Source organism: Kitasatospora sp. NPDC057223 (assembly GCF_042669755.1).
In the GTDB taxonomy this organism is placed as follows: domain Bacteria; phylum Actinomycetota; class Actinomycetes; order Streptomycetales; family Streptomycetaceae; genus Kitasatospora.
In genome coordinates this window covers 1-21,196 of record NZ_JBHUWW010000049.1, presented here as the reverse complement: position 1 = coordinate 21,196, position 21,196 = coordinate 1, and the positions used below count along the sequence as shown (strand labels likewise).

The following is a 21,196-nucleotide window of genomic DNA, read 5'->3' as shown; positions in this document are numbered from 1 at the left end:
GGCAGCCCCCGCACGGGCCGGCGCCGGGTGTCACAACTCGGTCCCTTCAACCGGCCTTCCCCTCCCCTTCTCAGGTCCGGGCTGGCAGTATCCCCCCATGACCGCCTCCCCCGCCGCCTGTCTGGGCGCCGCCGTCCGCAGGGCGGCCCGCAGCAGGCTCTGGCGGGCCGTCCTGGCATCGGTGCTGGTGGCGGGCGTGCTGGGCGGGTGGTGGGGCTCCTCGATGCGGACCCCGGACTACCCGCCGGGGGCGACGGGCTTCGCGACCGGCGTCCAGCGCGGCGTGTACGACCGGTACGGCCAGCTGCTGCAGGAGGAGGTGGCCCGGGCGATGCCCGGGGTGCGCCTGCACCTGGACAACTCGCAGGGCTCGATCGACAACCTGGAGCGGGTCACCTCCGGGCGCGACGACTTCGCGATCGCCACCGCGGACTCCGTCGCCGACTACACCGGACCGGGCAAGGACCGGCTGCGGGCCATCGCCCGGCTCTACGACGACTACCTGCAGCTGGTCGTCCCGGCGGGCTCCACGGTGCAGCGGACGGCCGACCTCAAGGGCCTGCGGGTCGGGGTCGGCCAGTCGCTGTCCGGGGTGAACCTGGTGACCAGGCGGCTGCTGTCCTCCGCCGGGCTGGACCCGGACCACGACATCCGGCCCGCGATGCTGGGGGTCGTCGACGCCGCCACCCAGCTGCGGACGGGCGGGCTGGACGCGTTCTTCTGGTCGGGCGGGCTGCCCACGAGCGCACTGGCCGAGCTGTCCGCCCAGTTCCCGATCAAGATCGTGCCGCTCGGCGACCTCGCGGACGGCGTGCACCGGGCGGAGGGCGGCGGCACCGACGCCTACCGGGCCGCGACGATTCCGGCCAACGCCTACCCGAACTCGCCGAACGAACCGGTGGCGACGGTGGCCGTGCCGAACCTGCTGGTCACCCGGGACGACGTGGACATCGACCTGGTCCAGGGGATGACCGCGGCGGTGATAGACAGCCGCGACCGGATCGGCTCCAAGGTGCACGCCGCCCAGCTGGTGGACCTGCGCACCGCCGTCTACACCGACCCGCTGCCGCTGCACGAGGGCGCCAAGCGGTACTACCGCTCGGTCAAGCCCTAGGGCGCGCCCTAGGTTTCCCGACCCGCGCCGTCACTTCGCGGCCCGCCGCGGGACGGCCAGCGTCACGGCCAGGCCGGTCGGCCGGACGGGCGTGAAGCTGAGCTCGCCGCCGCCGGCCAGCAGCAGCGTGCGGGCGATCGACAGGCCGAGGCCCGACCCGTCCACGTTCTGGTGGCGGGGGCTGCGCCAGAACCGGTCGCCGACCCGGTCGAGCTCCTCCTCGTCCAGGCCCGGGCCCGCGTCGAAGACGGTGACCGCCACCTCGTCGCGGCGCACGGCGACCAGCAGCCGCACCCGGCCGCCGGGCGGGGAGAACTTCAGCGCGTTGTCCAGCACCGCGTCCAGTGCGCTGCCGAACCCGATCGGATCGGCCATCCCGGGAGCCGCCGGCGGGCCGTCCCAGACCAGCTCGATGCCGCGCTGGTCGGCGACCGGGCGCCAGGCGTCCATCCGGGCCAGCACCAGCGGCGCGAGGTCGGTCGGTTCGGGTTCGGGCCGGGCGTGCTCGGCGGTGGCCAGCCCCAGCAGGTCGTCCAGCACCCGGGCCAGCCGGACGCCCTCCTCACGGACCCCGCCGAGCTCCGCCTCGTGCCCGTCGGGCAGTTCGAAGCCGAGCAGCTCGACCCGCAGCAGCAGCGCCGCCAGCGGGTTGCGCAGCTGGTGCGAGGCGTCCGCTACGAACGCCTTCTGCTGGTCCAGGGCGAGCACCACGTGGTCGGCCATCTCGTTGAACGAGCCGGCCAGGCGCTGGAGTTCGGGCGGGCCGCCGCCGGGGGCGACCCGGGCGTTCATCCGGCCGGTGGCGATGTCGTGGGTGGCCCGGTCCAGGGTGCGCACCGGGCGCAGCACCCACTCGGTGAGCCGCATCGCCAGCAGCACGGCGACGATCATCGCGACCGCCTCGCCCGCCGCGATGAACAGCCAGCGGTGCAGCACCCGGGAGCGCAGCGGGCCGGTCGGGGACTCGGTGAGGACCACCGCGACCACGTCGCCGTCACGGACCACCGGCGCCGCGATGGCGAGCGTGCGGTCCGGGGTCCACGGCCAGACCTGCGGCGGGTTGTGGCTGCGCCGCCCGTCCAGTGCCTCCTGGAACGCCTGCGCGCCCCAGCCGCCGGTGGGCACGGTCCAGTCGGCCGGCGCGACCGCGATCGGGCTGCCGTCGCGGGCGAACAGGCCGATCCGGGCGCCGTAGAGCTCCTGGTAGCGGGTGACCTCCGCGCGCAGTGCCTTGCGCCGGCTGTTGTCGGCGGGCGCCGCCGTCTCGGCGGCGGCCGGGGCCGGGTCGGGCAGGTCCTGGGCGAACCGGGCGGCGTCGTCGAGCCGGTCGACGACCACCCTGCTCTGCTCGGCCGCGGCGACGGCGGCGGCCAGCGGCAGCCCGAGGGCGGCCAGCACGCAGGCCATCAGGGAGAGCAGGATGCCCAGCAGGCGGGTGCGCACGGGCCGTCAGTGCTCCGGACCGGCCGGCGGGGCCCCGGCGGCCGGCGCCGCGGGCTCCTGGGGCTGGGGCGGCGGCAGCGGCGACTCGGGGATCAGCCGGTACCCCACGCCCCGGACGGCCTCCACCAGGCCGGGCAGCGCGAGCTTGGTGCGCAGCGAACCGATGTGCACCTCCAGGGTGCGGCCGTTGCCCTCCCAGCCGCTGCGCCAGACCTCGCTGAAGATCTGCTCCCGCCGGTAGACCACGCCGGGGCTCTGCGCGAGCAGCGCCAGCAGGTCGAACTCCTTGCGGGTGAGCGGTACGTCGCGGCCGTCCACGCTGACCCGGCGCCGCTCGCGGTCGATCAGGATGCCGCGCGACTCCAGCGGGCCCCTGGGTGCGGGCACGCTGTCGTCCGCCGCGGGGGCGGGCGCGGCGGCCGGGGTCGCGCCGCGGCGCGCCACCGCGTGGATGCGGGCGAGCAGCTCGCCCATGTCGTAGGGCTTGGTGACGTAGTCGTCGGCGCCCAGGTTGAGGCCGTGGATCCGGGAGCGGATGTCGGCGCGGGCGGTCACCATGATCACGGGCACGCCGCTGCCGGCCCTGATCCGGCTGCAGACCTCGAAGCCGTCGCGGTCGGGCAGTCCGAGGTCGAGCAGCACCACCCGGTACGGCTCGTTGCCGTCGGGCACCAGCGCGTCCAGTGCCTCGTGGCCGCTGCGGGCGTGCCTGACCTGGAAGCCGTGCCGGCCCAGCACCGCGACGAGTGCCGCGGCGACGCGCTCGTCGTCCTCGACGAGGAGCAGTCGCATCCTTCCTCCTTCCCGCAGGTCCCGCCGGGCGGACCCCGGTCCTGGGCAGTATGGGCCAGGTGGCCCGCCGGACGCCAGGCTCGGTCACCCCCGGCCACCGCCCGCGCGCCCCGGGTCCGGCGGGCGGCCGCGGCGGGGTGTCGGACGTGGCCGGATCGTGATCCTCAAGTTCCGCTCAGATCGGCTGACGTGGCATCGTCACGGATCCTAGGGTCGCCCCACCGGGGGCTGCGGGCTCCGCCGGCTCCGGCCCCCGGTCCCGAACCGACGTCCGGCACCACCGTCCCGTACCAGCACGGCATTCCGGCACCGACGCGGCGTCAGCGGACGTAGCATCACCGGACGAAGCGTCCCGGGACGACACCCGGTCCGGACGCCGCACCACCGGCACTGCCGCCCACGGGAGTTCACCCGGGGCCGACACGAGGGAGCAAGGCGCGATGACCGAGAGCACCGCCACCGACTCGATCACCGCCCCCGGCAGCCCACTGGTGGTGCTGGACAAGGTGAACAAGCACTTCGGTGCGCTGCACGTCCTTCAGGACGTCAACCTGCGGATCGCGCAGGGCGAGGTCGTGGTCCTGATCGGCCCGTCGGGGTCGGGCAAGTCCACCCTCTGCCGCACCATCAACCGCCTGGAGACCATCGACTCCGGCAGCATCAGCATCGACGGCCGCCCGCTGCCCGCCGAGGGCAAGGAACTGGCCAGGCTCCGGGCCGACGTCGGCATGGTGTTCCAGAGCTTCAACCTGTTCGCGCACAAGACCGTGCTGGAGAACGTGGTTCTCGGCCAGGTCAAGGTGCGCAAGGTGCCCCGCGCGCAGGCCGAGGCGACCGCCCGTGAACTGCTCGACCGGGTGGGCGTCGGCGCCCAGGCCGACAAGTACCCGGCGCAGCTCTCCGGCGGGCAGCAACAGCGGGTGGCGATCGCCCGCGCCCTGGCGATGAACCCCAAGGTCATGCTCTTCGACGAGCCGACCTCGGCCCTCGACCCCGAGATGATCAACGAGGTGCTGGAGGTGATGCGCCAGCTCGCCGCCGACGGCATGACGATGGTCGTCGTCACCCACGAGATGGGCTTCGCCCGCTCCGCGGCCAACCGCGTGCTGTTCATGGCGGACGGCCGGATCGTCGAGGAGAACACCCCCGAGGCCTTCTTCACCGCCCCGCGCAGCGACCGCGCCAAGGACTTCCTTTCGAAGATCCTGCACCACTGACCGCGGAGTTGATCCAGTATCAGTGTGCCGGGGGCCGACGGCCCGAGGGCGTGCCCGCCCGCCCCCGCACGGAACTTCCAGCTACCAGCGCCCGGTTGACCCGTGGCCCTGCCCCGAGGAGAGCAACCCTCATGAGGACTCGTCGCATCATCGCCGCCGCGCTCTGTGCCGTCGCGCTCACCGCCACCACCGCCGCGTGCGGCAAGGACGGTTCGCCCGGCGACAAGGCCGCCGGTGCCTCCGGCGCACCGCAGCTGCCGACCTACCCGGTCAAGACGGACGTCAAGCTCGACGGCTCGAAGACCTTCGCGGACGCCAAGAGCCGCGGCAAGCTGATCATCGGCGCCAAGGCCGACCAGCCGTTCCTCGGCTTCGAGGACCTCTCGACCAACACCCGCAACGGCTTCGACATCGAGATCGCCAAGATGGTCGCCGCCGACCTCGGCTTCTCGCCGGACCAGATCACGTGGCAGACGCTGGTCTCCTCGCAGCGCGAGCCGGCCATCTCCAGCGGCAAGATCGACTACTACGTCGGCACGTACAGCATCAACGACGAGCGCAAGAAGTCGGTCTCCTTCGCGGGCCCGTACTACATCGCGGGCCAGGACCTCCTGGTGGGCAAGGACAACACGGCGATCACCGGTCCGGAGACCACCAAGGACAAGAACGTCTGCACCGCGACGGGCTCCACCTCGATCAAGAACATCGAGAAGTACGGCCCGAAGATCACCCAGTACGACGGGTACTCGGCCTGCGTGGAGAAGCTGCTCTCCGGCGAGGTCGACGCGGTCACCACCGACGACGCCATCCTCAAGGGCTTCGCCTCCAAGTTCGCCGGCAAGCTCAAGGTGGTCGGCAAGCCGTTCACCAAGGAGAACTACGGCGTCGGCCTGAACAAGGACGACAAGGTGCTGCGCGACGCGATCAGCGACGCCATCAAGGCGCACCAGGACAACGGCGACTGGAAGAAGGCGTACGACGCCACCCTCGGCCTGTCCGGCTCCCCGGCGCCCGAGATCCCGGCGCTGGTCCGCTACTGATCCGCACCTGACCCCTCCTACGGGGCCAGGCACTTAGACCGAGAGGAGGGCCGCCGGATGGGCATACTGTTCGAGGACGGCAACTTCGCGCTGTTCCGCGACGGTTTCCTGCAGACGGTGGAACTGAGCGTGCTGAGCGCCGTGTTCGCCATGCTGCTGGGCACCCTGCTGGCGGCCTTCCGGGTCTCCCCCGTTCCGGCGCTGCGCGCGTTCGGCACGACCTGGGTGACGATCTTCCGGAACACCCCGCTCACCCTGCTGTTCTTCGCCGTCGAGTTCGGTCTGCCGGCGCTCGGCGTGCACCTCGGCCACCTCACCTTCGCGGTGCTCGCGCTCTCCACCTACACCAGCAGCTTCGTCTGCGAGGTGCTGCGCTCCGGCATCAACACCGTCCCGCTGGGGCAGGCCGAGGCGGCCCGCAGTCTGGGCATGACGTTCGGCCAGACCCTGCGGCTGGTGGTGCTGCCGCAGGCGGGCCGTACCGTGCTGCCGCCGCTGAGCAGTGTGTTCATCGCGCTGCCGAGGAACTCGGCGATCGCGGGTGCGTTCAGCGTCAACGAACTGTTCCACGTCCAGCAGACCCTGTCGGAACTCGGGTACTCGATCTTCGCGATCTTCTTCTGGGTGGCTCTCGCCTACCTGGCGATCAGCGCCGCCGTGAACCTGCTGTTCCGCACCCTGGAGAACGTACTGGCGGTGGCCCGATGAGCGCCCTCTTCACCCGTTCCGAATCGGCCGGCGTCCTGTACGACGCACCCGGCCCGCGCGCGAAGGCCCGCTACCGGCTCTTCGGTGTGCTGTCCGTGCTCGCCATCGCCGCACTGCTCTGGTACGCGTACGACAGCCTGGCGAGCAACAACCAGTTCGCCTCGGCCCTGTGGGAGCCGTTCCAGTACACCAACGTCCAGCAGCGGATCGTCGACGGCATCCTGAACACCCTCAAGGCGTTCGCGCTGGCCGCGCTGTTCTCCCTGGTGCTCGGCGCCCTGCTGGCGGCCGGCCGGCTCTCCGACCACCGGCCGCTGCGCTGGGCGGCCACCGCGTTCGTGCAGTTCTTCCGCGCGATGCCGCTGCTGATCCTGATGGTGGCGCTGTACTACGCCTTCTTCACGAAGACCCCGCTGTGGGCGGTCGTCCTCGGCCTCACCCTGTACAACGGCTCGGTCCAGGCCGAGATCATCCGTACGGGTGTCAACGCCGTACCGCGCGGGCAGGCCGAGGCCGCCTACGCCATCGGGCTGCGCAAGAGCCAGGTCATGACGCTCATCCTGGTGCCGCAGGCCGTCCGGTCGATGCTGCCGGCGATCATCGGGCAGATGGTGGTGACCCTCAAGGACACCTCGCTCGGCTACGTCATCACCTACGGCGAGCTGCTGTACATCGGCAAGGCGATCGCCACCCAGTCCCCCACCTCCGAGGGCTTCCCGTACATCCCCGTGGTCCTGGTGATCAGCCCCATCTACATCGCCCTGTGCCTGCTGCTGACCGCGCTGGCCCAGCGCATCGAGGCGCGCGGCCGACGCGGCGCGAACCGGCGCACACCGACCGCTGCTTGACGGACACGCAGGTGATCTGTTGCATTGCTCTTCGTGACACCACCCGGGACCATCCTCGCGGCATATGACGCCCCCTCGACCCGAGCGTCGGCCTGCCGCCGCCCGGCCGGGCCGGAGGTACCCCCGTGGACCCGGTGATCGTGGTCGGGGCCGGGCCGGTCGGCCTGGCCCTGGCCCTCGCGCTCGCCCGGCACGACGTGCCCACCATCGTCCTGGACGAGGGCACCGGCCTGTGCCCGGAAGGGCCCCGCAGCGTCGTCCTCGGCAGCGACACCGCCGCCTTCCTGGCCCGCCTCGGGTACACCAGGGCCGCCTCCGACGCCGCCCAGTGGGACAGCTTCGCCATCTGGCGCCGCCGCCAGGAGGTGCTGCGGGTCGGCCTCGCCGCCTCGCCCGCCCTGCACCTGCCCCAGCACCGCCTCCAGCGCGGCCTGCGGGACGCCCTCACCGGCACGCCCCTCGTCCGGCTCACCCCGCTCAGCCGGGTGGTCGAACTCGAACAGGACCACGACGGGGTCAGCGTCCGCACCCGCAACCCGCAGGACGGCACCGAGACCTGGTGGCGCGGCAGCCACCTGGTCGGCTGCGACGGCGCCCGCTCCGCCGTCCGCAAACTGCTCAAGATCCGCTTTCCCGGCCGCCCGGCCGTCGACCGGCACGCCGTCGCCACCGTCCGGGTCGACCTGCCCTTCCCCGGCGAGGCCAGACTGCACCGCGAGCCGCCGTGGCGCGGCGACCGCGAAGCCTCCGCCCGACCACTGCCGGACGGCCTCTGGCGGCTCGACTGGCGGCTGCCCCCGGGCCGGCCCGCCCCCACCGAACCGGTCGACCCGCACGCCACCTGGCCCGGCATCGTCACCGGCGACACCCTGCTCTCCCGGGTCCAGGCCACCCTGACCGGCTGGTGCGGCGAACTCCCCCGCTACGACCTGCTCGCCGCCGCCGACCACACCGCCCAGCAGCGGCTCGCCGCCCGCTTCCGCAGCGGCCGCTGCTTCCTGGCCGGCGACGCCGCCCACCTGCACGGCGCCCTCGGCATGCAGAACCTCGCCGACGGGCTGCGCGACGCCGACAACCTGGCCTGGCGCCTCGCCCTCGCCTGGCACCTGCCGCCCGCCGCGGGCAGCGGGCAGCCCGGCGGCTCCCTGCTCGACGGGTACGAGGCGGAGCGCCGCGGCGCCGTCGGCGCCCGGCTGCGCGCCGTCGACCAGACCATGCCGCTGCTGCGCCCGCTGCGCGGCTGGCAGCAGACCCGCCGCTCGCTGCTCACCGGCTCCTTCCGCAAGCACGCCCCGCTGCTCGCCGACGGCCAGCTCGGCACCGGCCGGTTCGGCGGCGCCCCCGCCTACCCGGCGGCGCCCTCCGGTGTGCCCGGCCGGGTACCCGTCCAGCGCGGCGGCGGGCGCGGCACCTCCCTGACCGAACTGCTGCCCGCGACCGCGCCGGGCGTCCTCGTCCCCGATCTGCCCGTCCTCGCCATGGACGGCGCCGCCGACCAGCTGCACGCCCGCCTGGGCGCGACCTTCCTGCTGCTGCTGGTCGCCCCCGGCACCGCCGTCTGGTCCGCCCAGCACTGGCTCGGCGCCGGCCTGATGCCGCGGCTGGCCGAGGTGGCCGCCGCCCTCCCGGTGCCCGCCGAAGTGCTGGTCACCGAGGACTACCCGGGTGCCGCCCCGCACACCGTCCTGCTGATCCGGCCGGACGGCCACCTCGTCGGGACGACCCAGGGCTGCCACGCCGAAGGCCTCCAGGCCCTGGCCAACGACGCGCGCGGCGGCCCCGCCCCACTGGCCGGCGCCCCCGAGCCGGCCGCCTGACGGCCCGGCCGGGCGACCCCTACCGCGCGACCGCCGTGACCCGGCTCTCCCGCACCACCGTGATCCGTATCTGGCCCGGGTAGGTCAGCTCCTGCGCCACCCGCTTCGCGACCTCCCGGGCGATGACCTGCGCCCGCAGGTCGTCCACCACGTCCGGCTGCACCATCACCCGCACCTCCCGCCCGGCCTGCATCGCGTAGACCTTCGACACCCCGTCGTGGGCCCCCGCGATCTCCTCCAGCCGCTCCAGCCGCCGTACGTAGGTCTCCACCGACTCGCGCCGCGCGCCGGGCCGCCCGCCCGAGCAGGCGTCGGCGGCCTGGGTCAGCACGGCCTCCACCGTCTTCGGGTCCACCTCGCCGTGGTGCGCCTCGATCGCGTGGACGACCTCCGCCGACTCCCCGTGCCGGCGGGCCAGCTCCGCGCCGATCGCCGCATGACTGCCCTCGACCTCGTGGGTGAGGGCCTTGCCGATGTCGTGCAGCAGGGTGGCCCGGCGCACCAGGGTGGCGTCCACTCCCAGTTCCGCCGCCATCATCCCGCCGATGTGCGCGGACTCCACCAGGTGCCCGAGCACGTTCTGGCCGTACGACGTCCGGTAGCGCAGGGTTCCGAGCAGCCGGACGAGCTGCGGGTCCAGCTCGCCGACCTTGGCGGCCAGCACGGCGTCCTCCCCGGCCCGTACGCAGAGCCGCTCGACCTCGGCCCGGCTGCGCTCGTGGACCTCCTCGATCCGCACCGGGTGGATCCGCCCGTCCGCGACGAGTGTCTCCAGGGTCAGCCGGGCGGTCTCCCGGCGGACGGGGTCGAAGCAGGACAGCTGCACCGACTCGGGGGTGTCGTCGACGATCAGGTTGACGCCGGTGACGGCCTCGAAGGCCCGGATGTTGCGGCCCTCACGACCGATGATCCGGCCCTTCATGTCCTCGCCGGGCAGCCGGAACACCGAGACCACCGTCTCCGCGGTCTGCTCGCTGGCGAGGCGCTGGACGGCCCCGGCGATGATCTCCCGGGCACGCCCGTCCGCCTCGGCCTTCGCCGTCCGCTCGATCTCCCGGACGGACAGCGCGGCCTCGTGCCTGGCCTCCGCCTCGGCCTCGCGCACCAGCTCGGCCCGGGCGTGCTCGACGCTGAGCCCCGCGACCCGCTCCAGCGCGGCCCGGCGCCCGGCCTCCAGCTCCCGTACCTCGCCACGGGCCCGGTCCAGTTCGACGGCCCGGCCGCTCAGTTCGCTCTCCTGCTCGCGCAGCCTGCGGAGTTCCTCGGCGAGCCGCTCCTCCCGCCGGTCCAGCTCCCCGCGCAGGTGCGAGGTCTGCTGCTCGGCCCACTCACGGACCTGTGCGCTCTCCCGGGCCGCCCGGCGCTGGGCGGCCTGCAGCCGGCGGATCATCAGCCAGGTCAGGGCCAGCACGACGACCAGGACACCGGCCATCACCAGGGAAGCGATCGATCCGGCACCCACCGCGATCTTCATCCGGCCCACTCCCCGTCCCTGCGCGCCCTGCTGGCAGGGCGCGCTCTGCTGTCACGGTGGTGAGGGGCCTGCCGGGGCCCGGGACGCAGGCCGGTGAGGCCCGCTCAGCCTCGACTACGGGGCATTCGGCAAGTGGAGCAGACCGCACCCGGCCGACTCCGACCGATTCTGTGCATGCCTGCCCGAGACGTGATCGAAGTGCTCCCTCACTCTTGCGAGGCTAGGCGCAGGTTACGAAAGGGTCAAGATGCGATCGAGAGTTGACTTCGAATCCGCCTGACGCGGCATCACCACCCACCGGGCTCGTCGTGCTCGCCGCCCTCGCCGGACTCCTCGGCCAGCGCCTCCCGGACGACCCGGTAGGCCAGCCCCTCCGAGTAGCCGCGGCGGGCCAGCATGCCGACCAGCCGACGCGTCCTCGCCTGGCGCTCCAGCCCACGGGTCGCGCGCAGCTTGCGGTCGACCAGGGCGCGGGCCGAGACGCTCTCGTCCTCGGCGTCGACCTGGGCCACCGCCTGTTCGACCAGCTCGCCGGCCACGCCTCTGGTCCGCAGTTCCTGGGCCAGGGCGCGGCGGGCCAGCCCCCGGCCCGCGTGCCGGGATTCGACCCAGGCGTCCGCGAAGGCCGCGTCGTCGATCAGCCCGACCTCCTCCAGCCGGGTCAGCACCTGTTCGGCCACGTCGTCCGGGATCTCGCGCTTGCGCAGGGCGTCGGCGAGCTGCTTGCGGGTCTTGGCCGTGCCGGTGAGCAGCCGCAGGCAGATGTCGCGGGCCCGCGCCGCCGGGTCACTCTCCTCCGGGGGCGGGTTGCCGCGCCCGGGCCGTTCGGTGCCCGCCTGCCGGCGGCCGCGCTCCCGGCCGCCGCGGCGCCGGCCGGGCCCGTCGGCGGCTTCCGCTGCCGCCGGACCGCTCGCGCCGCCCGCGAAGGCCGGGTCGCCGCTCTCCTCCCACAGCGCCGAGCGGCGCCGGCGGCGCCCGCCGGGCAGCTCGGAGGCGGGGGTGAGGAAGGCTTCCGGGCTCTGCGCCGCGGCGCCGCCGATGCCGTTCGCGCACCGGTGGGCCGGGCCCCGGCCGTCGGCCGGGCCCGCCTCCCCCGGGGCCGGCGCTCTGCCGCCGGCCCCGGGACGGGGCTCGTACTCCTCGCTGCCTTGCATCGACGGATCAGGCCTTGGCGGCCGCCGCCGTCTTCTTGGCCGCGGTCGTCTTGGCGGCGGTCGCGGTGATCGGCTTGGCAGTGCCCTCGGCGGCGTCGGCAGCCGGGGCCGGGGCGCCCTCCGCCGGAGTCTCGGTCTTCGGGCCGATGCCGAGCTTCTCCTTGATCTTCTTCTCGATCTCCTCGGCGAGCTGCGGGTTGTCACGCAGGAAGTTGCGGGCGTTCTCCTTGCCCTGGCCGAGCTGGTCGCCCTCGTAGGTGTACCAGGCGCCGGCCTTGCGGATGAAGCCGTTCTCGACACCCATGTCGATCAGGCCGCCCTCCCAGCTGATGCCGTGGCCGTAGAGGATGTCGAACTCGGCCTGCTTGAACGGCGCGGCCACCTTGTTCTTGACGACCTTGACGCGGGTGCGGTTGCCGACCGCGTCGGTGCCGTCCTTCAGCGTCTCGATCCGGCGGATGTCCAGGCGCACGGAGGCGTAGAACTTCAGCGCACGGCCACCGGTGGTGGTCTCGGGCGAGCCGAACATGACGCCGATCTTCTCGCGCAGCTGGTTGATGAAGATCGCCGTGGTGTTCGACTGGTTCAGCGCACCCGCGATCTTCCGCAGCGCCTGGCTCATCAGGCGGGCCTGCAGGCCGACGTGCGAGTCACCCATCTCGCCCTCGATCTCGGCGCGGGGGACGAGCGCCGCGACGGAGTCGATGATGATCAGGTCGACGGCGCCGGAGCGGATCAGCATGTCGGTGATCTCCAGCGCCTGCTCGCCGGTGTCCGGCTGGCTGACCAGCAGGGCGTCGGTGTCGACGCCGAGCTTCCTGGCGTACTCCGGGTCGAGGGCGTGCTCGGCGTCCACGAAGGCGACCGTGCCGCCGAGCTTCTGGGCCTGGGCCGCCACGTGCAGGGTCAGCGTGGTCTTGCCGGAGGACTCGGGGCCGTAGATCTCGACGACCCGGCCGCGCGGCAGGCCGCCGACGCCGAGCGCGACGTCCAGGGCCGTGGATCCGGTCGGGATCACGTCGATCGGGGCGCGGGACTGGTCGCCGAGGCGCATCACCGATCCCTTGCCGAACTGCCGCTCAATTTGGGCGAGGGCGTTCTCAAGAGCCTTCTCGCGGTCCGTGCCTGCCATGGCTTCCACCCTCGGGTTCTGTGCTGTGCGCTTCATCGTCCTCGACGCTAGCGCGTCCCACTGACAATCGGCCCCGACCGGGCTCCACCTGTGGAGAAGTCACCGCCGGACAGTACAAAGAACATATGTTCGATTCAAGCGGAAACGCAAGGCCCTACTCCCTGCCGCCACCGCCGTCAACCCTTGCCGCCACCGCCATCAGGCCCCCCGCCTGCGGAATCGTCCCGGTCGGCGCCGCCGCCCACCATCGACCGCAACCGGCGCGCCGTCTGCCGGCGCCGCTCCCAGCGGGCCGCCCGGCGCTGCTCGCCCCGGTCGATCCGCGGGTCCGTCGCCACCTCGTAGCGGCGGACGTACGTCCCGACGAAGCCCTGCAGGGTGGCCGCCGCCGGGATGGCGATCAGCGCGCCCACGGCGCCGAGCAGCGCGGCGCCGGCGATCACCGAGCCGAAGGCCACCGCGGGGTGCACGTCCACCGTCCGCGCGGTGATCCTCGGGTGCAGCAGGTAGTTCTCGATCTGCTGGTAGACCACCACGAACGCGAGCACCCAGAGCGCGTCCACCGGCTGCACCGTCAGCGCGACCAACACCGGCAGCGCGCCCGCGAGGTAGGTGCCGATGGTCGGCACGAACTGCGACATCACCCCGACCCAGACCGCCAGCGCGGCCGCGTACGGCAGGTCCAGCACCGCGAACATGATCCAGTGCGCCGCCGCCGAGACGATCGCGAGCAGGGCCCGGGAGTAGAGGTAGCCGCCGGTCTTGGCGAGCGCGATCTCCCAGGCCCGCAGGACCTCGCCCTGCACGGCGGGCGGCAGCAGCGAGCAGACGGTGCGGCGCACCCGCGGGCCCTCGGCGGTGAAGTAGAAGGTGAACAGGCCGACCGTGAAGGCCTGGAAGAGCCCGCCGATCAGGGTGCTGGAGACGCCCCAGATGTTGTCGGCGGCCTGCTGGGCGTACGTCTCGATGCTCCCGGAGTCCTTCAGGAGCCGCTTGCGCAGTTCGTCCAGCGAGAGATCCTGGTGGAACGTCTGGTTGATCCAGTGGATCAGGTCGTCGACCAGGTGCGGCAGGTCTCCGGCGATCTTCGCCACCTGGTCCACCAGCAGCGTCCCGAGCGCCGTCAGGAACCCCACGATGGCCACCGCCACCGCGACGAACACCAGGAAGGTGCCGAGGCCGCGGCGTATCCCGCGGGCCGCCATCCGGTCGACGGCGGGCTCCAGCGCGAGCGAGAGGAAGAACGCGACCAGCAGCATCACGAACAGGTCGATCAGCTGGTGGAAGGCCCAGTCGGCCAGTTTGAAGAGCCCCAGCAGTACCAGAGCGAGCACCATCGCGCGGGGCAGCCAGCGCGGCATCGCGCCGCTCCGGCCGCCGAGGGCCCGCAGGCCCTCCGGCCGGGAGGGTGGCGGCGGCCCGGCGTCCGGGCCGGGGGGCGCCGCGGGCGCCTCGGGCGGGGTGTCCGATTTCTGGGATTCTGGGCTGCTTACCACTCGCACAGTCTCGCCCATGCCGCCGGTGGCAAACGCCCGGCCCCGGCCCCGGTGGGTCGCCGCCGGTCAGCGCGCCGCCGCCGGTGCGTCAGCGCAGCAGCGCGGACACGCCCTGGGTCTCGCAGACCACCCGCCAGACGTCCTTGGCCTCCCAGCCGGCCTCCAGCGCCTGGCGCACCGTCCGCCCGCCGAGCTCGCTCATCAGGTGGTCGGACGCGAAGGACTCCGCATACACCTCGCCGAAGTGCTCGTACATCCGTCGCCAGAACTCGGTCAGCCTCATGCGCCCATTATCCCGGACCGGCCCCCGGCGCTCAGTGCGGCAGGGTGACGACGCCGGCGCCGTAGTACTGCCGGTCGCCGCATCCCCTGGCCACCGGCGGGCAGGCGGCGGCCGCCGTGCCGGCCAGCAGCGCGGCCAGCCGGTCGGAGCCCCAGTCGGGGTGCAGGACGGCCGCGACGGCGACGGCGCCGGTCACGTGGGCGGCGGCCATCGAGGTGCCGGCCAGCGCGGTGTACTGCCCGTCCGGCCAGTCGGAGACGATCGCGCTCTCGGCGCCGCCGTCGGGGTCGCCGCCGGGCGCGGCCAGCGAGACCCGGCCGCGGCCGAAGTTGGTGTAGCCGGACGGCCGGCCGTCGCGGTCGACCGAGGTGACGGTCACCACGCCGGTCAGTTCGCCGGGGAGCCGGATGCACTCGACGCCCAGGTGGCGGCTCAGGGCCGGCCCGGAGGTCCGGTCGTTGGGGCTGCGCTCGTCGGTGCGGGCCGCGCCCAGGTCCTGGCCGTCGTTGCCGGCCGAGGCGACCACCACGGCGCCCTTCGCGCGGGCGTAGTCCACCGCCCTGGCCACCGCCATGACCTCGGCGGCCTGGTCCGGCTCGTCGGGGCAGTTGTACTTCCAGGGGTCGGCGAAGTAGCTGTTGTTGATCGCCTTGGCGCCGTGGTCGGCGGCCCACAGCATCCCGCAGACAATGTTCTCGGCGTAGTACTGGCCGAGCGGACCGAGCAGCCGGACGGCGCCGATCCGCACGCCCGGGGCGACCCCCATGACGCCGTGGCCGTCGCGGGCGGCGCCGACGATCCCGGCCACATGGGTGCCGTGACCGCTCTCGTTGACGCCCGGGTCGGGACGCCAGGCGCCGGAGCGCGCGTCGGGGCGGCCGTCGGCGCAGGAGGCGGAGCTCTTGGGGTCGACGGCGCTGCGCAGGTCGGGGTGGGTGTCGTCGACGCCGGAGTCGAGCACCGCCACCATCACCTTGCGCAGCTGCTCGGGGTCGGGCACACCGCGGTCGGCCGTCGGGGTGCGCAGCAGCGCGGTGGAGGTGTCCGCGCCGGGGCGGGCGGCGCTGCCGAGCATCGCGATGTTCCAGCCGTCCTGCTCGCCGGGGTCGGGCACCGTCGCGGTGGAGTCGTCGCCGCTCTCGGCGGCGCTCGTGCCCGGGGCCGGGCCGGCGCCGGTGGCCCGGTCGGCGGCGCTCACCCGGTCCGCGGCGGTGCCGGCCAGGAAGTCCCCGGCGCCGCCGAGCGGGCGGGGCGGGCCGGGGACGGGGGCGGTCCTGGTGGCGCCGACGGCGGCGATCCCGGGCCGGAGCCGGACGCTGTCGGCGAAGCCGTCCGTGGCGTACACCAGGACGGCGCCGATCTGCGGGTAGTCCTGCACGACCTCCCCGCCGGCCGCGCGGGACTCGGCGGCGGCCAGGGTCGTGCCCTGGCCGTCGGTGCGGTCGGCGAGCACCAGGTAGCTGAGATAGGAGCGGCCGGGGCCGGCGACGTACGGGACGGCGCCGCCGAGGACGAGGGCGGTCAGCAGCATGCCCAGCAGGACCCGCAGCGGGCCCCTGCGCGACCTCGAACCGCCGCCGGTCTGCCTGACCTGCTCCATCTCGCCGGTCTCCGCTCCTCGGCCCCGCCCGGGTCATGGGTCTGATTTATCACGATAGAAGCCGATTATCACTTTTGTCCTTTTCGGCTACGGCACCCGGGCGGACCGGGCGGACCGGCCCGGTGCCGCCCCTCGCCCGCCCCGCCGCACCAGCCCGTTGTCAGTGACACCCGGCACCATGGGGGCATGGCGCCCCGCACCCCCGACCAGCAGCCCGCCGCCCCGACCGACGCTGCCGCGCCCGACCCGATGGCCGGCTTCGCCCCGGCCACCCGGGCCTGGTTCACCGGTGCCTTCACCGCCCCGACCGACGCACAGACCGAGGCCTGGCGCGCGATCCGGCAGGGCACCGACGTCCTGGTCGTCGCCCCCACCGGCTCGGGCAAGACGCTCGCCGCGTTCCTCTCCGCCCTCGACCACCTGAGCAGCACCCCGCCCCCGGCCGACCCCAGGCGCCGCTGCCGGGTCCTCTACATCTCGCCGCTCAAGGCGCTGGCGGTCGACGTCGAGCGCAACCTGCGGGCCCCGCTCGCCGGGCTGCGCCAGGCCTCCGTCCGGCTCGGGCTGCCGGAGCCGGACGTCCAGGTCGGCATCCGCTCGGGCGACACCCCCGCGGCCGACCGGCGGCGCTTCGCCACCCACCCGCCGGACATCCTGATCACCACCCCCGAGTCACTGTTCCTGCTGCTCACCTCGGCCGCCCGGGACGCCCTGCGGGGCATCGACACCGTGATCCTGGACGAGGTGCACGCCGTCGCCGGGACGAAGCGCGGCGCCCACCTCGCGCTCAGCCTGGAGCGGCTCGACGAGCTGCTGGAGCGCCCCGCACGCCGGATCGGCCTCTCCGCCACCGTCCGCCCGGTGGAGGAGGTCGCGCGCTACGTGAGCCCGCAGCGCGGCGCCGCGATCGTCCAGCCCGCCTCGGCCAAACGCTTCGACCTCTCCGTCGTCGTCCCCGTCGCCGACCTGGCCGACCTGCCCGCCGCCCCGGCCGGCCCGGGCTCCGACGCCGGGTCCGGCGCCGACCCGGCCCGGCAGAACTCGATCTGGCCGCACGTCGAGGAGCGGATCGTCGACCTCGTCCAGGCGCACCGCTCGACGATCGTGTTCGCCAACTCCCGCCGGCTGGCCGAGCGGCTCTGCAACCGCCTCAACGAGATCGCCCTCGAACGCGCCGAGGGCGCGGCGCTCACCGAGGCGCATGCGCCGGCCGAGCTGATGGGCGGCTCCGGGGCCGCCCGGGGCGCCCCCGCGGTGCTGGCCCGCGCGCACCACGGCTCGGTGTCCAAGGAGCAGCGCGCCCTGGTGGAGGAGGAGCTGAAGGCCGGCCGGCTGCCCGCCGTGGTCGCCACCTCCAGCCTGGAGCTCGGCATCGACATGGGCGCCGTCGAGCTGGTCGTGCAGGTCGAGTCCCCGCCCTCGGTCGCCTCCGGCCTGCAACGGGTCGGCCGGGCCGGGCACCAGGTCGGCGCCGTCTCCCGGGGCGTGTTCTTCCCCAAGTACCGGGGCGACCTCGTGCAGTCCGCCGTGGTCACCGAGCGGATGCGGGCCGGGCGGATCGAGGCGCTGCGGATCCCCCGCAACCCGCTCGACGTGCTGGCCCAGCAGCTCGTCGCGATCACCGCGCTGGACACCTGGGCGGTCGACGACCTGCTGGCCCTCGTCCGCCGCGCCGCGCCGTTCGCCGCCCTCCCGCAGTCCGCCTTCGAGGCGGTGCTCGACATGCTCGCCGGGCGCTACCCCTCGGACGCCTTCGCCGAGCTGCGCCCGCGCCTGGTCTGGGACCGCGTCGCCGGCACGGTCACCGGCCGGCCCGGCGCCCAGCGGCTCGCCGTCACCTCCGGCGGCACGATCCCCGACCGCGGCCTGTTCGGCGTCTTCATCGCGGGCACCAGTGCATCCGACTCGAAGACGGGGAAGAAGGGCGGCGGCCGGGTCGGCGAGCTGGACGAGGAGATGGTCTACGAGTCCCGGGTCGGCGACGTCTTCACCCTCGGCACCACCTCCTGGCGGATCCAGGAGATCACCCACGACAAGGTGCTGGTCACCCCCGCCCCCGGGGTGCCCGGCCGGCTCCCGTTCTGGAAGGGCGACACCCTCGGGCGCCCGCTGGAGCTCGGCCGGGCGCTCGGCGCCTTCGTACGGGAGCTGGGCACGCTCGACCCGGAGCGGGCCACCGAGCGCCTCCGGGCGGCCGGCCTGGACGACTGGGCCTGCGGCAACCTGCTCAGCTACCTCGCCGAGCAGCGCGCCGCCTGCGGCCACCTGCCCGACGACCGGACCATCGTGGTCGAGCGCTTCCGCGACGAGCTGGGCGACTGGCGGATCGTCATCCACTCGCCCTTCGGTGCCCAGGTGCACGCGCCCTGGGCGCTGGCCATCGGCGCCCGGCTGCGCGAGAAGCACGGGCTGGACCCACAGGTCATGCACGCCGACGACGGCATCGTGCTGCGCCTGCCGGACGCCGACCTGCTCTCCGCCGACTTCGACTTCGCCGCCCCGGCCGGCCCGTCCGCCCCCGCCGCCGGGAACCCGGGCAGCGGGGCGGACGAGGCACCGGTGGGCGCCGACGCCGCGCTGTTCGACTCCGGCGAGATCGAACAGCTCGTCACCGACCAGGTCGGCGGCTCCGCCCTGTTCGCCTCCCGCTTCCGCGAGTGCGCCGGCCGCGCCCTGCTGCTCCCCCGGCGCAGCCCGGGCCGGCGCACACCGCTCTGGCAGCAGCGCCAGCGCGCCTCACAGCTGCTGGAGGTCGCCTCCGAGTACGGTTCCTTCCCGATCGTCCTGGAGGCCGTCCGCGAGTGCCTCCAGGACGTCTTCGACGTGCCCGGGCTGGTCGAGCTGATGAGCGATCTGGAGTCCCGCGCCGTCCGCCTGGTCGAGGTCACCACCCCCGAGCCGTCCCCCTTCGCCCGCTCACTGCTGTTCGGCTACGTCGCGCAGTTCCTGTACGAGGGCGACTCACCGCTCGCCGAGCGCCGCGCGGCCGCCCTCGCACTCGACTCCCGGCTGCTGTCGGAGCTGCTCGGCCAGGCCGAACTGCGCGAACTGCTGGACCCAGCGGTGCTCGCCGAACTGGAGGCGGAGCTCCAGCGCCTCACCCCCGAGCGCCGGATCAAGGACGCCGAGGGAGTCGCCGACGCGCTGCGGCTGCTCGGCCCGCTGGGCGAGGCCGAGCTGGCGGCCAGGGGCGCCGAACCGCTCTGGGCACTCGAACTGGAGGCGTCCCGCCGGGCCGTCCAGGTCCGGATCGGCGGCGAGCCGCGCTGGGCCGCGATCGAGGACTCCGGACGCCTGCGGGACGCGCTGGGCACCCCGCTGCCGGTCGGCGTCCCCGAGGCCTTCACCGAGCCGGTGAAGGACCCGCTGGGCGACCTGCTGGCCCGCTACGCCCGCACCCACGGGCCGTTCACCGCCCCCGAGGCGGCCGGCCGGTTCGGCCTGGGGTCGGCGGTCGTCACCGGCTGCCTGCAGCGGCTGACCGCCGCCGGCCGCCTCGTCCAGGGCGAGTTCCGTCCGGTGGAGGGCCACACCGCCACCGTGGAGTGGTGCGACGCCGAGGTGCTGCGCCGGCTGCGCCGGCGTTCACTGGCGGCGCTGCGCCAGGAGGTCGAGGCGGTGCCGCCGCGCGCACTGGCCGCCTTCCTCCCGCAGTGGCAGCACCTGGCCGGACACCGCCTGCGCGGCCCGGACGGCCTGGTCCGGGTGGTCGAGCAGTTGCAGGGCACGGCGCTGCCCGCCTCCGCGCTGGAGAAGCTCGTCCTGCCGGCCCGGCTGACGGACTACCACCCCGCGATGCTGGACGAGCTGACGGCGGCGGGCGAGATCAGCTGGTCCGGCGCCGGCGCCCTGCCCGGCAAGGACGGCTGGGTGAGCCTGCATCTCGCCGAGAACTCGCACCTGCTGCGCCCCGAGCCCGTCCCGCTCTCCCTGACGCCCGTGCACAGCGCGCTGCTGGAGGCCCTGGCGGGCGGGTACGGCCTGTTCTTCCGTCAGCTGGCCGAGCGGGTCCAGGCCGGGGGGCCGGACGGGCCGGGCGCCGCCCCCGTGCCGGAGGCCGGGATCGTCGAGGCCCTCTGGGACCTCCTCTGGGCCGGGTACGTCACCAACGACACCCTCGCCCCGCTGCGCGCCCTGCTCGGCTCGGGCCGGACGGCGGGCGCCACCGCGCACCGGGCGCCCCGCGGCACACCGCGCGGCCGGTACGGCGGCGCGGGGCGGGGGCTGGGCCGGGTGGCCCCCGGCGGCGTCCGGACGGGGCCGCCGACGGTGGCCGGGCGGTGGTCGCTGCTACCGGGCTTCGCCACCGACCCGACCGTCCGGGCGACCGCCCGCGCGCAGAGCCTGCTCGACCGGCACGGCCTGCTGACCCGCGGCACGGTGGCCGCCGAGCGCGTCCCCGGCGGCTTCGCCGGGGTGTACCGGGTGCTCGCCGCGATGGAGGAGCGCGGCCGGGCCCGCCGCGGGTACTTCGTGGAGGGGCTCGGCGGGGCGCAGTTCGCCATGGAGGGCGCGGCCGACCGGTTGCGCGCCGTCAGCAGCCGCCTGGAGCGCACCCGCGCGACCGAGTGGCCCGGCAGCCCGGGCGGCGAGCCGCCGCAGCTGCTCGTGCTGGCCGCCGCCGACCCCGCCAACGCCTACGGCGCCGCCCTGCCCTGGCCGGAGGCCCCGGCCGCCCCGGAGGACGGCCGGCGGGCGGCCGGCGCGCACCGCCCCGGCCGCAAGGCCGGCGCCCTGGTCGTCCTGGTGGACGGCGAGCTGGCGCTGTACGTGGAGCGCGGCGGGAAGTCCCTGCTGGCCTGGCCCGAGGACACCGCCACCCGCGAGCTGGCCGCCCGGGCACTGGCCGGAGCCGTCCGCGACGGTGCGCTCGGCAGTGTGACGGTGGAGCGCGCCAACGGGGAGCCCGCCCTGACCTCGCCGCTGGGCGCGGCACTGGAGGAGGCCGGGTTCCACCCGACCCCGCGCGGCCTGCGGCTGCGCCCCTGACCCGGCGTCTGCCGCCGTGTCACCACCGGCCGCCGGAGATACGGCGACGGCCGTGGGGAGGCCACCCGAATCGCTCGGGTGGCCTCCTG

The 21,196-nt window shown here is 74.4% G+C and carries 15 protein-coding genes; 7 read left to right on the top strand and 8 right to left on the bottom strand.

Annotated features, from left to right (window positions below; genetic code table 11):
• Window positions 1-97: 97 nt before the first annotated feature.
• Entirely contained in the window at window positions 98-1,114 is a 1,017-nt protein-coding gene (locus ACFUK0_RS18895; protein WP_380251542.1) for a TAXI family TRAP transporter solute-binding subunit, read from the top strand.
• Window positions 1,115-1,144: 30 nt separating this feature from the next.
• Here ACFUK0_RS18895 and ACFUK0_RS18890 read toward each other — a convergent pair whose 3' ends face one another.
• Window positions 1,145-2,557, bottom strand: a complete 1,413-nt coding sequence (locus ACFUK0_RS18890) for a sensor histidine kinase (RefSeq protein ID WP_380251540.1) — start codon at window positions 2,555-2,557, stop codon at window positions 1,145-1,147.
• A 6-nt stretch (window positions 2,558-2,563) separates the two neighbouring features.
• Window positions 2,564-3,349 carry a response regulator transcription factor gene (locus ACFUK0_RS18885; RefSeq protein WP_380251538.1) on the bottom strand — a complete coding sequence of 262 codons (786 nt, stop codon included), beginning with the start codon at window positions 3,347-3,349 and terminating at the stop codon, window positions 2,564-2,566.
• A gap of 440 nt (window positions 3,350-3,789) precedes the next feature.
• Between ACFUK0_RS18885 and ACFUK0_RS18880 the strand changes: the two genes are divergently transcribed.
• From ACFUK0_RS18880 to ACFUK0_RS18860, 5 genes are all read left to right on the top strand, one after another.
• Window positions 3,790-4,566 (top strand): amino acid ABC transporter ATP-binding protein, encoded by a 777-nt coding sequence (locus ACFUK0_RS18880; protein WP_380251536.1) that lies wholly within the window; start codon window positions 3,790-3,792, stop codon window positions 4,564-4,566.
• 131 nt (window positions 4,567-4,697) lie between these two features.
• Entirely contained in the window at window positions 4,698-5,606 is a 909-nt protein-coding gene (locus ACFUK0_RS18875) for a glutamate ABC transporter substrate-binding protein (protein ID WP_380251534.1), read from the top strand.
• A 57-nt stretch (window positions 5,607-5,663) separates the two neighbouring features.
• Window positions 5,664-6,314, top strand: a complete 651-nt coding sequence (locus tag ACFUK0_RS18870; protein WP_380251532.1) for an amino acid ABC transporter permease — start codon at window positions 5,664-5,666, stop codon at window positions 6,312-6,314.
• Complete coding sequence (locus ACFUK0_RS18865) at window positions 6,311-7,162, top strand: amino acid ABC transporter permease (RefSeq protein ID WP_380251530.1); 852 nt, start codon at window positions 6,311-6,313, stop codon at window positions 7,160-7,162. The genes ACFUK0_RS18870 and ACFUK0_RS18865 overlap by 4 nt, the downstream gene beginning before the upstream one ends.
• 125 nt (window positions 7,163-7,287) lie before the next feature.
• Window positions 7,288-8,979, top strand: coding sequence for an FAD-dependent monooxygenase (locus ACFUK0_RS18860; protein WP_380251528.1), 1,692 nt, complete (start codon window positions 7,288-7,290; stop codon window positions 8,977-8,979).
• A 19-nt stretch (window positions 8,980-8,998) separates the two neighbouring features.
• On the opposite strand, the gene rny is transcribed toward ACFUK0_RS18860, so the two are convergent.
• The 6 genes from rny to ACFUK0_RS18830 all read right to left on the bottom strand — a co-directional run bounded on the left by rny (window position 8,999) and on the right by ACFUK0_RS18830 (window position 16,118).
• Window positions 8,999-10,453, bottom strand: a complete 1,455-nt coding sequence (gene rny, locus ACFUK0_RS18855) for a ribonuclease Y (protein WP_380251526.1) — start codon at window positions 10,451-10,453, stop codon at window positions 8,999-9,001.
• 287 nt (window positions 10,454-10,740) lie between these two features.
• Window positions 10,741-11,607 carry a recombination regulator RecX gene (gene recX, locus ACFUK0_RS18850; RefSeq protein ID WP_380251524.1) on the bottom strand — a complete coding sequence of 289 codons (867 nt, stop codon included), beginning with the start codon at window positions 11,605-11,607 and terminating at the stop codon, window positions 10,741-10,743.
• A 7-nt stretch (window positions 11,608-11,614) separates the two neighbouring features.
• Window positions 11,615-12,739, bottom strand: a complete 1,125-nt coding sequence (gene recA / locus ACFUK0_RS18845; protein ID WP_380251522.1) for a recombinase RecA — start codon at window positions 12,737-12,739, stop codon at window positions 11,615-11,617.
• 176 nt (window positions 12,740-12,915) lie between these two features.
• Window positions 12,916-14,235 carry an AI-2E family transporter gene (locus tag ACFUK0_RS18840; protein WP_380251520.1) on the bottom strand — a complete coding sequence of 440 codons (1,320 nt, stop codon included), beginning with the start codon at window positions 14,233-14,235 and terminating at the stop codon, window positions 12,916-12,918.
• Window positions 14,236-14,323: 88 nt separating this feature from the next.
• Window positions 14,324-14,518 (bottom strand): DUF3046 domain-containing protein, encoded by a 195-nt coding sequence (locus ACFUK0_RS18835; protein WP_380251518.1) that lies wholly within the window; start codon window positions 14,516-14,518, stop codon window positions 14,324-14,326.
• Between the two features lie 31 nt (window positions 14,519-14,549).
• Entirely contained in the window at window positions 14,550-16,118 is a 1,569-nt protein-coding gene (locus ACFUK0_RS18830; protein ID WP_380251516.1) for a S8 family serine peptidase, read from the bottom strand.
• A gap of 249 nt (window positions 16,119-16,367) precedes the next feature.
• Here ACFUK0_RS18830 and ACFUK0_RS18825 point away from each other — a divergent pair, with 249 nt between their 5' ends.
• Window positions 16,368-21,107 (top strand): DEAD/DEAH box helicase, encoded by a 4,740-nt coding sequence (locus tag ACFUK0_RS18825; protein ID WP_380251592.1) that lies wholly within the window; start codon window positions 16,368-16,370, stop codon window positions 21,105-21,107.
• The last annotated feature ends 89 nt before the right edge of the window (window positions 21,108-21,196 follow it).

Bases quoted from the DNA above. Each gene is read 5' to 3' on its own strand.
- ACFUK0_RS18895 (WP_380251542.1), top strand. From the start codon at position 98: ATGACCGCCTCCCCCGCCGCCTGTCTGGGCGCCGCCGTCCGCAGGGCG.
- ACFUK0_RS18885 (WP_380251538.1), bottom strand. From the start codon at position 3,349: ATGCGACTGCTCCTCGTCGAGGACGACGAGCGCGTCGCCGCGGCACTC.
- ACFUK0_RS18880 (WP_380251536.1), top strand. From the start codon at position 3,790: ATGACCGAGAGCACCGCCACCGACTCGATCACCGCCCCCGGCAGCCCA.
- ACFUK0_RS18875 (WP_380251534.1), top strand. From the start codon at position 4,698: ATGAGGACTCGTCGCATCATCGCCGCCGCGCTCTGTGCCGTCGCGCTC.
- ACFUK0_RS18870 (WP_380251532.1), top strand. From the start codon at position 5,664: ATGGGCATACTGTTCGAGGACGGCAACTTCGCGCTGTTCCGCGACGGT.
- ACFUK0_RS18865 (WP_380251530.1), top strand. From the start codon at position 6,311: ATGAGCGCCCTCTTCACCCGTTCCGAATCGGCCGGCGTCCTGTACGAC.
- rny (WP_380251526.1), bottom strand. From the start codon at position 10,453: ATGAAGATCGCGGTGGGTGCCGGATCGATCGCTTCCCTGGTGATGGCC.
- recX (WP_380251524.1), bottom strand. From the start codon at position 11,607: ATGCAAGGCAGCGAGGAGTACGAGCCCCGTCCCGGGGCCGGCGGCAGA.
- recA (WP_380251522.1), bottom strand. From the start codon at position 12,739: ATGGCAGGCACGGACCGCGAGAAGGCTCTTGAGAACGCCCTCGCCCAA.
- ACFUK0_RS18835 (WP_380251518.1), bottom strand. From the start codon at position 14,518: ATGAGGCTGACCGAGTTCTGGCGACGGATGTACGAGCACTTCGGCGAG.
- ACFUK0_RS18830 (WP_380251516.1), bottom strand. From the start codon at position 16,118: ATGGAGCAGGTCAGGCAGACCGGCGGCGGTTCGAGGTCGCGCAGGGGC.
- ACFUK0_RS18825 (WP_380251592.1), top strand. From the start codon at position 16,368: ATGGCCGGCTTCGCCCCGGCCACCCGGGCCTGGTTCACCGGTGCCTTC.